General features: G+C 58.4%; 13 protein-coding genes. 7 read left to right on the forward strand and 6 right to left on the reverse strand.

Annotated features, from left to right (window positions below; all coding sequences use genetic code 11):
- Positions 1-66 precede the first annotated feature (66 nt).
- A complete protein-coding gene (locus IGW03_RS17000; RefSeq protein WP_194723766.1) occupies positions 67-1104 on the reverse strand; it encodes a cupin domain-containing protein in 1038 nt (345 codons plus the stop codon).
- Positions 1105-1260: 156 nt separating this feature from the next.
- Between IGW03_RS17000 and IGW03_RS17005 the strand changes: the two genes are divergently transcribed.
- From IGW03_RS17005 to IGW03_RS17020, 4 genes are all read left to right on the forward strand, one after another.
- Positions 1261-2175: a LysR family transcriptional regulator gene (locus tag IGW03_RS17005; protein WP_194723844.1), complete on the forward strand. Its 915-nt coding sequence runs from the start codon at positions 1261-1263 to the stop codon at positions 2173-2175.
- Positions 2176-2361: 186 nt separating this feature from the next.
- The gene (locus tag IGW03_RS17010; protein ID WP_194723767.1) at positions 2362-4566 is read left to right on the forward strand and encodes an OsmC domain/YcaO domain-containing protein; all 2205 of its coding nucleotides are present in this window, start codon (positions 2362-2364) and stop codon (positions 4564-4566) included.
- 48 nt (positions 4567-4614) lie between these two features.
- The gene (locus IGW03_RS17015; RefSeq protein ID WP_194723768.1) at positions 4615-5304 is read left to right on the forward strand and encodes an L-2-amino-thiazoline-4-carboxylic acid hydrolase; all 690 of its coding nucleotides are present in this window, start codon (positions 4615-4617) and stop codon (positions 5302-5304) included.
- Between the two features lie 305 nt (positions 5305-5609).
- Positions 5610-5834 (forward strand): hypothetical protein, encoded by a 225-nt coding sequence (locus IGW03_RS17020; protein ID WP_194723769.1) that lies wholly within the window; start codon positions 5610-5612, stop codon positions 5832-5834.
- Between the two features lie 129 nt (positions 5835-5963).
- Here the strand turns inward: IGW03_RS17020 and IGW03_RS17025 are convergent, their stop codons facing one another.
- From IGW03_RS17025 to IGW03_RS17045, 5 genes are all read right to left on the reverse strand, one after another.
- Positions 5964-6668, reverse strand: coding sequence for an ABC transporter ATP-binding protein (locus IGW03_RS17025; RefSeq protein ID WP_194723770.1), 705 nt, complete (start codon positions 6666-6668; stop codon positions 5964-5966).
- Between the two features lie 17 nt (positions 6669-6685).
- The gene (locus IGW03_RS17030) at positions 6686-7429 is read right to left on the reverse strand and encodes an ABC transporter ATP-binding protein (RefSeq protein ID WP_194723771.1); all 744 of its coding nucleotides are present in this window, start codon (positions 7427-7429) and stop codon (positions 6686-6688) included.
- Positions 7419-8408 carry a branched-chain amino acid ABC transporter permease gene (locus IGW03_RS17035; RefSeq protein WP_194723772.1) on the reverse strand — a complete coding sequence of 330 codons (990 nt, stop codon included), beginning with the start codon at positions 8406-8408 and terminating at the stop codon, positions 7419-7421. The genes IGW03_RS17030 and IGW03_RS17035 overlap by 11 nt, the downstream gene beginning before the upstream one ends.
- Positions 8409-8413: 5 nt before the next feature.
- Positions 8414-9298, reverse strand: coding sequence for a branched-chain amino acid ABC transporter permease (locus tag IGW03_RS17040; RefSeq protein WP_194723773.1), 885 nt, complete (start codon positions 9296-9298; stop codon positions 8414-8416).
- A 67-nt stretch (positions 9299-9365) separates the two neighbouring features.
- Positions 9366-10577 carry an ABC transporter substrate-binding protein gene (locus tag IGW03_RS17045; RefSeq protein WP_194723774.1) on the reverse strand — a complete coding sequence of 404 codons (1212 nt, stop codon included), beginning with the start codon at positions 10575-10577 and terminating at the stop codon, positions 9366-9368.
- Positions 10578-10719: 142 nt separating this feature from the next.
- Here IGW03_RS17045 and IGW03_RS17050 point away from each other — a divergent pair, with 142 nt between their 5' ends.
- The 3 genes from IGW03_RS17050 (at position 10720) to IGW03_RS17060 (ending at position 13206) form a co-directional block, all read left to right on the forward strand.
- Positions 10720-11424, forward strand: coding sequence for a TetR/AcrR family transcriptional regulator (locus tag IGW03_RS17050; RefSeq protein WP_194723775.1), 705 nt, complete (start codon positions 10720-10722; stop codon positions 11422-11424).
- Positions 11425-11531: 107 nt separating this feature from the next.
- Positions 11532-11981, forward strand: coding sequence for a VOC family protein (locus IGW03_RS17055; protein WP_194723776.1), 450 nt, complete (start codon positions 11532-11534; stop codon positions 11979-11981).
- A 16-nt stretch (positions 11982-11997) separates the two neighbouring features.
- A complete protein-coding gene (locus IGW03_RS17060; protein ID WP_194723777.1) occupies positions 11998-13206 on the forward strand; it encodes an FAD binding domain-containing protein in 1209 nt (402 codons plus the stop codon).
- Positions 13207-13297 lie beyond the last annotated feature (91 nt).

Below are 13297 nucleotides of genomic sequence, written 5' to 3' on the forward strand. Positions count from 1 at the left end.
AGTCTTCCCGTAAATGATGTTTTTGGCATGGCGATGGAGATCCGGCCTGATGGGCCGGCGCCGGGATCAGCCGCGTACTTCATAGACACCGAGTTTTTTGTGCAATGGGCTTTCGTCGGCAATGAACAGGAAGGCCGGCTCCGACGCGGAGGCGTTGCGCAGCACGACCTGCGCAAAACCCGGAGCGCAGCAGGTGTCGGCGGGCGACAGCGTGAAATCCGAATCGTCGACTGTCAGCGCTGCACTGCCTTCTATCAAGTGGAATACGGCAGCCGGCGATCGCACCGGTAGACGCAATGTCTCGCCGGGACGCAGCATCAACGCGGAATAACCCAGGATGTTCTGGCAGTCGGCGCCTGTTTCCGGATTGATGTAAGCCATTTGCACCGCTTCGATGGCGGGCTCGGTTTCAGCCAGGATAACGAGAGCGGCACGGACGTCCCGCCAGGGATAGCGCAGCATCGGGTAACGCCGATTGCCGCGCGTGAAGACCGGGGAGGGCACGACGCCGCCGTGAAGGTAGGTACGCTCGCCGCCTTGCCGCTTCACGGTTTGCGGAGCGCCCTCGGTCACATAGGAGGCTTCCATGTAATAGACCAGGGGCAGGTCGAGGACATCGAGCCAGACCACGGGCTCGGTGCCTTCATGCCCGTGTTCATGCCAGAGACCGGTCGGCGTCAGGATGAGGTCACCACGCTCCATCGGACACTTCTCGCCATCGACAGTCGTGTAGGCGCCTTCGCCTTCGACGATCATGCGCACGGCGTTCGGCGTGTGGCGATGCGAAGGCGCGAGCTCGCCGGGCATCAGCAGCTGCATGCCAAGATAGATGGCGGAACTGGCCTGCATCTTGTCCAGCCCGTGGCCGGGATTGGCCAGCACCAGCACCCGGCGTTCCGCTTTTTCTATCGGAGTCAGCTCGCCGGCTTGCATCAACAGCGGCCGCAGCCCGGCATAGCGCCATGCCGTTGCGCGCGTGCGGGGAACCGGCTTGCCGGGCGGCAGCACGGAACGCAAGCTTGGCCATAGCGGCACGAGATTTTGCTCGGCAAGCGCTGCACGGTATTCAGCGGGCAAGTCGTCCATCCGACCGAGATCCATCATGATTGCTCTCCTGACATCTCAGGTCATTTCCCGGATGGATTCCGAGGAAATGGCAAATTGAATTGGATGCAGGCATGTTGCTCCAGGCTGGACATTCGGTCCATGCAATGATATTAATTCATGTCATTCGAAATTCGAATAGAGGTCCCGGTGTCAATGCCAGAAACGCGCCATTTACAGGTGTTCGATGAAATCTACAAGACGCGAAGCGTGACCCGTGCCGCGGAAAACCTGGGAATCGGACAACCGGCAGTAAGCATTGCGCTGTCCAGATTGCGGGAGCACTTTGCAGATCCTCTGTTCGTGCGCATCGGCAATACAATGGAGCCCACGCCATTGGCGGGCGATCTTGCCGGCTCGGTACGGCAGGCCCTGATGACGCTGGAAAAGGTCTATGCACATCGTGCATCGTTTGATCCGGCGACGTCACGGCGCACCTTCTGTATCAGCATGACCGACATCAGCCAGCTGGTGCTGCTGCCGAGGCTTTGGGCATATCTGCGACAGGCGTCGCCGGGCGTGCATATCGAGATTGTCCCCTTGTCGAGCGATACGGCAAGAATGCTGGAAGCCGGCGAAGCTGATCTGGCGCTAGGCTTCATGCCGCAGCTCGAAGCCGGGTTTTTCCAGCAATCGCTGTTCCGCCAGCGCTATGTCTGCGTGGCGAGCGCCGACCATCCACGCGTGATTAATACGTTGACGACTGCGCAGTACGAGGCCGAGGAACATGCTGTCGTCACTTCTTCGGGCACGGGTCATCTGATTCTCGACCAGGAAATCATGCGCCATGGCATACAGCGCAATATTGCACTGCGCGTGCCGAACTACCTTGGCATTGCCTTCGTTGTCGAGCAGACGGATTTGCTGGTCACCATTCCGGAGCGCCTTGCCCAGCTGCTGGAAGGACGCGGCAGGTTCCGTACGTTTTCACTGCCGTTCGAAATGCCCGAATACGCGGTCAAACAGCATTGGCATGAGCGCTATCACCACGATCCAGGCAATCGGTGGCTTCGTAAAGTCATCTCGGATCTTCTGTCGAGCGGTACGTCGGCCTCAGTAACGATCAGCTGACCATTCCAGTCGCGCGGAAACGAGCGACTATTTCCTTTGCACGCCGCGGTGAGCAGGAGCATATTCGACCTTCATCCCGATTCCGCCATGCAAAGCAAAAAAGGATGTTCCCGTTACGGTGAAACCGGCCGTGGCGACGGATAATAGCGTCCACGTCATTTTGAATACCGTTTTTGGAAATCCCCAATGGAAATTAAGGTCAACTTTTTGGACAAGCTTCGCCTTGAGGCGAAATTCGATGATTTTACGGTCGTGGCCGACCAGCCAATCCGCTACAAGGGCGACGGCTCGGCGCCCGGTCCTTTCGACTATTTTCTTGCATCGTCCGCCCTGTGCGCCGCCTATTTCGTGAAGCTGTATTGTGTAACCCGCAATATTCCCACCGAAAACATCCGCCTGTCGCAGAACAATATTGTCGATCCGGAAAACCGTTACCAGCAGATCTTCAAGATTCAGGTCGAGCTGCCGCCGGATATTTCGGCAAAGGACCGCCAGGGCATTTTGCGTTCCATCGACCGTTGTACGGTAAAAAAGGTAGTGCAGACCGGTCCGGAGTTCGTGATTGAAGAAGTGGAAAACCTGGATGCCGATGCGCAGGCGCTGCTCACGCTGAAGCCGTCTTCCGGAACGAGTACTTATATCCCGGGCAAGGACCTGCCCCTGGAGGAAACCATTGCCAACATGTCAGGCGTGCTGGCGGGTTTGGGCATGAAGATCGAAATCGCTTCATGGCGCAATATCGTTCCCAATGTCTGGTCGCTGCATATCCGCGATGCGCACTCGCCGATGTGCTTTACCAACGGCAAGGGGGCAACCAAGGAAAGCGCGCTGGCGTCCGCACTGGGAGAGTTCATCGAACGACTGAACTGCAATCACTTTTATGGCGGTACGTTCTGGGGGGAGGACATCGCCAATGCGGCGTTCGTGCATTACCCGAACGAGCGCTGGTTCAAGCCCGGGCCTGGCGATGCGCTGCCTTCCGGGATCCTTGATGAGTACTGCCTCGCCATCTACGATCCCGACGGCGAGCTGCGTGGCTCCCACCTGGTCGACACCAATTCCGGCAATGTACAGCGCGGTATCTGTTCGCTGCCGTTCGTGCGGCAGTCGGACGGTGAAGTGGTGTACTTCCCGTCCAACCTGATCGAAAACCTCTACGTCAGCAATGGCATGAGCGCCGGCAATACGCTGGCCGAAGCGCAAGTGCAGTGCCTTTCCGAAATTTTCGAGCGGGCAGTGAAGCGTGAAATCCTGGAAGGCGAAATCGCACTTCCGGATGTGCCGCAGGAGGTCCTGGCGAAATACCCCGGCATTCTGGCCGGCATCCAGGGATTGGAAGAGCAGGGCTTTCCGGTGCTGGTCAAGGATGCGTCGCTGGGCGGCGTCTACCCTGTCATGTGCGTCACCCTGATGAATCCGCGAACCGGCGGCGTGTTTGCTTCATTCGGCGCGCACCCGAGCTTCGAGGTGGCGCTGGAACGGAGCCTGACGGAATTGCTGCAGGGGCGCAGCTTCGAGGGCTTGAACGATTTGCCCCAGCCGACCTTCGAGAGCAATGCCGTCACCGAGCCGAACAACTTCGTTGAACACTTCATCGATTCCAGCGGCGTGGTGTCCTGGCGCTTCTTCAGCGCCAAAGCGAATTTCGATTTTGTCGAGTGGGATTTTTCCGGCCGGGGCGAAAATTCCAATGCCGATGAAGCCGCGACCTTGCTCGGCATTCTTGCAGACATGGGGAAAGAAACATACATGGCAGTGTATGACCAGCTGGGCGCGGTTGCCTGCCGCATCCTGGTGCCTGGCTACTCGGAAGTTTATCCGGTAGAAGACCTGATCTGGGACAACACCAACAAGGCGCTGCTGTTCCGCGCAGATATCCTGAACCTGCATCGCCTGGATGACGAAAGCCTGGAAGCGCTGCTCGATCGCTTGAACAACAATGAACTCGATGAATACTCCGACATCGCCACGTTGATCGGCATCGAATTCGACGAGAACACGGAGTGGGGGCAGCTCACCGTGCTCGAGCTGAAACTGCTCATTCATCTCGCCTTGCAGCAGCTGGAGGAGGCGCACGAGCTGGTGGGCGCCTTCCTGCAGTACAACGACAACACGGTCGAGCGCGGATTGTTCTACCAGGCCTTGAACGTGGTGCTGGAAGTACTGGTCGACGAGGAGCTGGAGCTGGACGATTACCTGGTCAATTTCCGCCGGATGTATGGCAATCCGCGGATGGACGCAGTGCTGGGCTCGGTCGACGGCAGCGTGCGCTTCCATGGCCTGACGCCGACCAGCATGAAACTGGAAGGCCTCGACAGGCACCGCCGCCTGATCGACAGCTACCAGAAAATGCATACAGCGCGGGCGAAGGCGGCGGCCGTAGTCAGTTAAGGGCCGAGTCCACTCTCGATAGCCAAATCGTTTCCGAGGAGGTGTGCGATGTCCGGGAATATCCATCCCTTTTACCAGCTGCACCGGGCAGCCATGGAAATCGCCATGCGCCAGCGCCTCGACCTGGCCGAACCGATGCTGCGGGAGCGCGCGCACCTCTCCGGGATCGACCACATTCGGCAGCAGGTGATGGATGAATTCGAGGTCGTACTCACCCAAATGCCATATGTCGGAGGCGAGGCCAGCCGCATGAGCGATTTCTTCATGCGGCTTTTGGGGTTCATTGCCATCGGCCGCGTGCTCCGGCGTCACGGTGTGCCGCTGCCCCTGATCTCCGACATCGAGCGGGAAACCTGCAAGGCGCACCTGCTTGCGGTTCCCGAAGCGGAGCGTCTCGCTTCGGGCCGTCAATTCCTGTCGCCCGAGAACCAGGCATTGGTCCGCGAGCAAGCCGCGAAGAGCGCCACGCCCAGCCACCGGCAAGCGTTCCCGGATGATTTCGTCTATGACTTCGTCGAGCCCGGTCCGGAGGACAGCTTTGAGTTCGGCATCGACTACAAGGCCTGCGGCTTCTGCAAGTTCGCGGCCCGCCATGGCGACCGCGAGATCCTGCCGAGTATCTGCGGACTGGATTTCGACGCCTATGCGACCCGGGGCATCCGCCTGGAAAGGACGCAGACGTTGGCCAGCGGTGCGAGCCACTGCAATTTCCGGTTTTATCGGCTTGGGCCGGCGTAGGCGAGGGGCCGGGATTTTGTGCTCTCCGCGCGCCGGCTTCAGATCCTAGCTGGCCGGGATCAACAAATCGGTTGATCCGTCTCGCAGATTGACCGCATGCAATCTCTTTGCGTTTTCTCAAATGCCTTCCATTCCTTCATATTGAGGTAAATCCATATTTCTCCTCTGTGTTCAGAACATTGCAAGCGGCTCGCCTCAGGCATGCTCCTTTAAAGATGACGACGGCGGCATATCGCTCATCTGGTGTGCCTACTTTGAACGTCTTGACAGGGAAACGAATGCGAGGATTGGAAGCACGCTTACAGATGGCACTGCACACAGTCTATTTCTGTATCGGATTGCCCGTGCCGGCGGCGAGAGCATTGCTGGAAGCGCGGGGGCTCGCATACGAAGAGGGTGAACGGGCATCGACGGAGGGAACTGGACAGGTACCGCCGCTCATCGCGGATGACAGTCAGCTAACCCAGGCATATCTCCAGGCGCTGATGATCAGGCAGGAGGAAGCAGCGTCGCAGCGTCCGGCCACGTAGCGCTACTGGAAGCTGCGAGATTCTGGTGCGTCTTTCACGCGATCTGCAGACGCCGAACGCTGCCGGCGCGGCCTCCTGATTCGTTGGCTCAGACGTCGCTTCTCATCAGTCCTCTCCCGCCTGGATGTCTCACACGGCGCAGTATCTTTCCTGAATTTCCGGATCGGCGAGCAGCTTTGCAGCGGTGTCGCCATGTACCACCGAACCCTGATCGATGATGTATGCACGGTCGGCGATACGCAGTGCGGCTTCGACGTTCTGTTCGACGAGGAGGATGGTTTTCCCTGTCTGCTTCAGCTTCAGGAACAGTTCAAACATTTCATCTACCAGTACCGGCATGATGCCTTCCGAAGGTTCATCCAGGAGAATCATGTCGGGATCGCAGGCTACCGCTCTTGCAATCGCCAGCATCTGCTGTTCGCCGCCCGACATGGTAACGGCCACCTGGTTGAGACGTTCCTTCAGCCTGGGAAAGGTGTCGGCAATTTCCTCGATGACCTGCTTTTCCTGATGGCGGCGCGTCGAAGCAATGATGCCCAGCCGTATGTTTTCCAGCACGGTCAACCCCGGAACGATGCGCCTTTCCTCCGGTACGTAAGCCAGGCCCAGATGAAAGCGCTGGTGTGCCGGCTGGCTTAGCAGTTCCGTGCCGTTGAAGCTGATCCGGCCTTTTACCTTGGGCAGCAAGCCCATGATGCTCTTGATGGTCGTGGTTTTTCCAGCCCCGTTGCGTCCAAGCAGTGATACCAGTTCTCCGCGTCCGACCTCCAGGTTGATGCCTTGCAGGACATGGCTGGTGCCGTACCACGCGTTCAGGTTATGGATCGATAACATGTCGTTCTCCGTGATGGTCAGTGCTGCCCGAGGTACACGCGCTTTACTTCATCGTTTGCCCGGATATCATCGGGCTTGCCCACCGCAAGCAGTTCGCCGTGGTGAAGCACCACGATGCGGTCGCTGATTCCCATTACCATTTTCATCTTGTGCTCGACCAGGATGACGGTTCTTTCACTCGCAAGCTCTACGATCAGGTCCATCATCGAACGCGTCTCTTCCGGGCTCATGCCGGCAGTGGGTTCATCCATGAGCAGCAGCTTCGGATCGGCGGCGAGCGCAATTGCGATCTCGAGCGCGCGCTGCTGTCCATGTGCAAGTTCGCGTGAAGGACGGTTCGCCAGTGCGTCAAGGCCGACCTTGCCGAGCAGCGCATGAGCTTGGTCGGCAAGCTTCAGGCTTTCACGGTTCTTCCAGAAGTTGAGTCGCGATACTCTGGCCTGAAGCGCTATGCGCACATTTTCCAGAACACTGAAGTTGGGGAAGATATTGGTGATCTGGAATGACTTGGCAATGCCGATATGTGCAAAGTCGTGCTGCTTTTTTCCGGTTAGGTCGTGGCCATCGAACACCACCCGTCCTTCGGACGGCGAGAATGCACCCGAGAGAACATTGAAGTAAGTACTCTTTCCCGCGCCGTTGGGGCCGATGATGGAGGTCAGCTTGCCGCGCTCGAAACCGACGGAGACATTCTTGAGCGCCGTGAATCCGCCGAAGCGGCGAGTCACTGCATCGGTCTGGATGAGGATTTCAGCGGACATGACATTTCTCCAGAATGGTTCCCCAGACGCCCTTGGGAAAGAAGAGGACGAAGATGATGAAAATCGCGCCGACATACAGTTGCCAGTGTTCGGTCCAGATGGAGAAGACATCCTGGATCAGGAAGAACAGCGCTGCGCCGACGAAGGGACCGAAAAATGTGCCCATGCCTCCCAGCAGACAGATCATGACGACGAGGCCGGACGTTTCGTAGTGCAGGGTTTCGATCGGCACGCTGGACAAGTGAATGGCATTCAGTGCACCGGCGAGACCCGATATCGCGCCGGAAAGCACGAAGGTCAGCAGTTTCGTTGCTTCGACATTGAAGCCGCAGGCGCGGGTTCTTGCCTCATTTTCCCGAACCGCCTCTATGACGCCGCCGAGCGGCGAGGCGAGGACGGTGGAGACGAGCCACAATGCGAGAACGACAAAGCCGGCCAGAAAGTAATACTTGACCGCAGGATTCAGCAGATCGAATGACCATCCGCCTATCTGCAGGCTGGCAAGGTTCACGCCGCGCAAGCCGTTCTCTCCGCCGGACAAGGGAAACTGGTAGACAAGGAAATACACGCATTGGGAGAGGGCAAGCGTCACCATTGCAAAGTAGATGCCGCGGGTACGTATCGCCAGTACGCCCATGGCCAGCGCAACAATGGCCGCGCCGATGATGGATGAGGGAATGGCGATCCACCAGGGGAGCTGGAAATGCGCGATCAGTATGCCTGTCGTATAAGCGCCCACGCCCAGGAAGGCGGCATGCCCGAAGGAGAGCATGCCCATGTAACCGAACAGCAGGTTGAATCCGAAAGCATACAGCCCGTAGATCAGCACGCTGATGGCGACCGACTGATTCGGCGCTATCCATGGAAAGACCATCAGCACGAGAAGAATGGCGAGGATCTTGTGTGAAGCGATCGTGCGGATCGGTTTGACGCCGCTCACCGGCGGCACGAAGGCGGAAACGGAAGAAGGAGTATTCATGGCAGTTAACTCATCAAGCCGGCACGGCCGAACAGGCCCTGCGGGCGAACCAGAAGGATGATCGCCATGATGACGAACATCGACACTTTTGCTGCCTCCGGAAAGAACAGCACGGACAAGCTTTCAACGACGCCGATCATCAGTCCGGCAATGACAGCTCCGACCAGGGAACCCATCCCTCCGACGACCGTGACGACGAATGCGATGATCAGGACGCTGCCGCCCATCTCCGGCGTAATGCCCTGCAGCGGCGCGGAGAGGAAGCCGGCAAGGCCAGCGATTGCGGTACCCAGGCCGAAGACGATCAGCCATACCTTGCCCACATCGACGCCAAGGATCCTGACGATTTGCGGGTCGCGCGCACCGGCCCGGATGATGAGGCCGAAGGAGGTTTTCTCGATGAAGAGCCAGAGTCCGCCCAGCACCAGCACGGTCACGCCGATGACGAACAGGCGGTATGCAGGAAACTGCCCGATGACGATGTCTACCGAATTCTGCAGCAGCTCGGGCGTATCCACCGGCAGTCCCTGCTTGCCGAAGGCGATCCGCACGAGTTCTACCATCACGTAGGCGAGTCCGAAGGTCAGCAGCAGCGGGTAGTCGATGCCCCGGCCATACAGGGGACGAATCAGGAACCGCTCCGCCACGATGCCGATGAGCGAAACGATGAGCGGTACCGCCACAAGACACAGCCAGAAATTGGGAATGTATTGAAAGACGGTATAGCCCGCGTAGGCGCCGACCATGAAGAATGCGCCATGCGCGAAGTTGACCACGGTAAGCATGCCGAAAATGAGTGACAGTCCTACCGCCAGCAGCACGTAAATGGCGCCAAGGGCAAGGCCGGTGAAAAGCTGCACGGCGAGCAGCTGAAAGGTGATGCCGTCCATATGTCGTCTCCTGGTGCTGGATTGCTATTGGCACAGGCCGGCGATTGCGGCCCGTGCCGGAAACCATTCAGACATGGCCCAGTTCTGCGCAGCTGCGCAGCAGCTTTTCATCGCCCGGGACAGTCTTGAGCACATTGAATACATCGGCCGGATTGCGTCCGTCGCCCTTCCTGGACTCGATGATGAGAACCGACTGGACCGACTGATGGTCGCATTGCCGATAATACTGCGGTCCCTTGTACGTGTCGTACTTGAGCGCTGCGAGGCTGTCGACCACCTTTTCGGTGTCGGTTGTGCCCGCCGCCTTCACGGCGGTCAGCAACGAGCGCACCGCGGAATACGCCATCGATCCGTAATCGGACGGGTAGACGCCGCCGTTGAGCGCCTTGTAGCGGTCATTGAAGGCCTTGGCGCTGGCGACCTTGTCTTCGATGCCCCAGAAGTAGGATGTTCCTCCGATGACGCCGTCGTAAGCTGCAGGGCCGGTCGCCATGCGGGATGTAAAGGTCAGGACCGGCGTAACGAATTTCATGGACTTCTTCATGCCGAACTCCGAGGCCTGCTTGATTGATACCTGGTTGTCGCGCCCGAAGTTGTTGAAGATGAGCACGTCGGGCTTGAGTGCCTGAAGACGCGGCAGGAAGGTGGAATAGTCGGAGGCGCCCAGCGGATGCTTGATTTCGCCGACGATCTCTGCGCCGGCTTCCTTTGCAACGCGCGTGAAGCCGCGCGTCATCTCGTGGCCGTAAGCATAGTCCGCGGTAAGGAACGCAATCCGCATCCCTTTCTTGAACACGTAATTGCCGACGGCAGCCGTCGTCATTGTCGGATTGAGCGCTTCATGGAAGGTGTAGCGGGAGAAATCGGCAGCTTCGTTGATGGCATCCGACTGGCTGATGGAAATGTAGAGGACCTTGCGCTGCTTGGTCACGTTGTTCATCGCCAGCTGCGTGGCTGCGGACAGGCCGCCGACGATGAAGTTGACCTTGTCTTTCTCGATCAGCTCGAGCACCTTCGCAGCGGCCTCGCCGGGATTGAGCTTGTCGTCCCGGACGACCAGCTCGGCTCGGCGCCCGTTGAGCCCGCCTGCATCATTGAATTCCTTGACGGCCAGCTCCGCGTTCCTGACCTGATCCTTGGCTTCGGCGCCATAGGCGCCGGTCAAAGGGACGGGCAGACCGATACGGATGGTGTCGCCCTGAGCTTGTGCGGACAAGGCTGCCGAAAACATGAATGAAAGAAAGAAGCTGCGTTGCTTCCAGGTTGAACAGATCTGCATGATGCCTCCTAAGATTTGACTTTCCTTGGTGGATGGTTTGGTGTTCTAATTATCATGTGATAAATGTAGAGCTGGCCCGATAATTTGTCAAGCGATAAATAAGCGTCTATACTGAGGCCAACGAATGAATGGTCCGACTAGAATGAAGCCAACAGCACAACGCAAGCAAGCACAGCAGACGCCTGCACCCGAGGACGCTGCTCCGGCAGCAAGAGGAAAGCGCCTTGCGCCGGAAGAGCGAGAACAGCAGATCGTCGAGAAAGCGATCAAGTACTTCGCCACGCATGGTTTTTCAGGCGGCACCAGGGAACTGGCAAAGGAAATAGGGGTGACGCAGCCATTGCTCTACCGCTACTTTCCCAACAAGGAAGCGCTTGTGGACAGGGTATTCCAGGAGGTGTATCTGGCGCGCTGGAATCCGGACTGGGAAGACTGGCTGAAAGATCGCTCGGTACCGCTCAAGGAGCGAATGAAGCGTTACTACAAGGACTATGCGAGATTCATTCTCAGGAACGAATGGATACGCATCTTCATCTTCGCGGGACTGACGCGGGAAGGCATCAATCAGCGATATCTGACGCGGCTGCGCGAACGGATTTTCAATGTGGTCCTTGAGGAACTGCATCACGAATACAAATTGGCACCTCCCACGCCATCGCAACATGAAGACGAGATAGAGCTGGTTTGGGGCATGCACGCCAGCATCTTTTACGTCGGCATGCGGAAATGGGTGTACGGGCTTCCGGTACCGAAGGACCTGGACCACATGGTGGAGCAGAAGGTTTATGCCTTTCTTGAAGGCGCGCCCAACGTGATGCGTACCATGCGGAGCGATCCGCCGGCGTGATCTTCGCCGCGGCGGTGCCAGAACCGCGGCTCGTCCGCGGTTATTTTTTGTCTTGCAAATTATCGAGTGATCATTTAAATTGAAGCGACTCACTTCAAGGAGACACTATGGGCATCCGAAAACTGGGGCATTACTCCATTCGCACGCCGGACCTCGATGCGTCCCGGCGCTTCTATACGACGGTTCTCGGATTCAGGGAAGGGTTCCGCCCCCCATTCGACTTCCCCGGAATATGGCTGTATCAGGGCGAGGATGAAGCGGACTTCGGCGTGGTTCACATCATTGGTATCGATCGGAACAATCCCCAGGGTCTGAAAGACTATCTCGGGGACAAACCCGAAGCCGAGCTTACTGGAACGGGTGCCGTGGATCACGTTGCCTTTCTCGCCGATGGTCTTGCCGGCATGCGCAAGCGATTGCATGACGCGGACCTTCCCTTCACGGAAAGGATCGTCCCGTCGCTCGGTCTGTACCAGGTCTTCGTCAAGGACCCGAGCAACGTCACTATCGAACTCAACTATCCGGCTGACGAAGCCAGGTCGTTGGGATTGAGCTAACACACCGGAGAATGACATGAGAAGCGCAATCGTAATCGGCGGTTCATTGGGCGGCTTGCTGGCTGCCAATTTGCTGTACAAGGCCGGATGGGAAGTGAATGTGTATGAACGGGTCGGCGAGGAACTGGCCGAACGCGGCGCCGGAGTGGTGACGCATGCCGAGCTGGATGCCGCATTTCATCGCATCGGCATTTCCGTGGACAGCTCGCTCGGGGTTGCGGTGCCTGGCCGGATCACCCTCAACCGCGCGGGGCATATCATTGGAGAACATGAACATCCGCAAGTCCTGACCGCCTGGGGACGCTTGTACAGCTTGCTCAGACAGGCATTCCCGTCGCACAGGTATCACGCCGGCAAGCAACTGGTAACTACCATGCAGACCGGCGGCCAGGTCACTGCACTGTTTGCCGACGGCACCCATGCTGCCGGCGACCTGCTCATCGGTGCGGATGGAATTCGCTCGACGGTACGCAAGCAGTATATGGAGAGCGTCACGCCGGAATACGCCGGTTACGTTGCCTGGCGCGGCCTGGTGGAAGAAGCCGAGCTGTCCCCGCAGGCGCATGCGACGCTGTTCAATCGTTTCAGCTTCTGCCTGCCTGCGCATGAACAGATTCTCGGTTACCCGGTTGCCGGTCCGCAGAACACACTGGAACCAGGCAAGCGCCGCTATAACTTCGTCTGGTACAGACCCGCGGACGATATCGAACTGCGCCGCCTGCTGACGGACGATCTTGGCAAGGTCCATGACAACGGCATTCCGCCCCCCCTGATCAGCAAGAGCGTCATGCAGGAAATCCGGCAGGTTGCGGAGGCTCATCTGTCGCCGCAATTTGCCGAAGTCGTGGCGCGCACGCCGCAACCCTTCTTCCAGCCTATCTATGATCTTGAATGTCCTGCAATGACATTTGGCCGGGTTGCGCTTCTCGGTGATTCCGCCTTTGTGGCCCGGCCTCATTGCGGCATGGGGGTGACCAAGGCCGCGGGTGACGCCATGACCCTTGTCCACCAGATTGATCAATGGGGTATCGACGAAGGGCTGCGCCGGTTCAATGATGAGCGCGTCGGCTTCGGAAGAAAGATCGTTGCCCATGCACGGCACCTGGGAGCTTACATGCAGGCCCAGCTGCAAACGGAGCTTCAGCGTGAAATGGCAGAGCGCTATCGCACTCCGGATGCCGTGATGACAGAAACGGCAGTGGCGCCCGAGTTCGCCTTGCATTGATCTGGGGGCTCGGCGGGCAAACAGCATCGCCGAGCCGGCGAATGCAGATCAGGACCGAACTTCAGGTGACGGGGCCCCCGAGGAAGTCCCG

The organism is Noviherbaspirillum malthae, assembly GCF_015352985.1.
Lineage (GTDB): Bacteria > Pseudomonadota > Gammaproteobacteria > Burkholderiales > Burkholderiaceae_D > Noviherbaspirillum > Noviherbaspirillum malthae.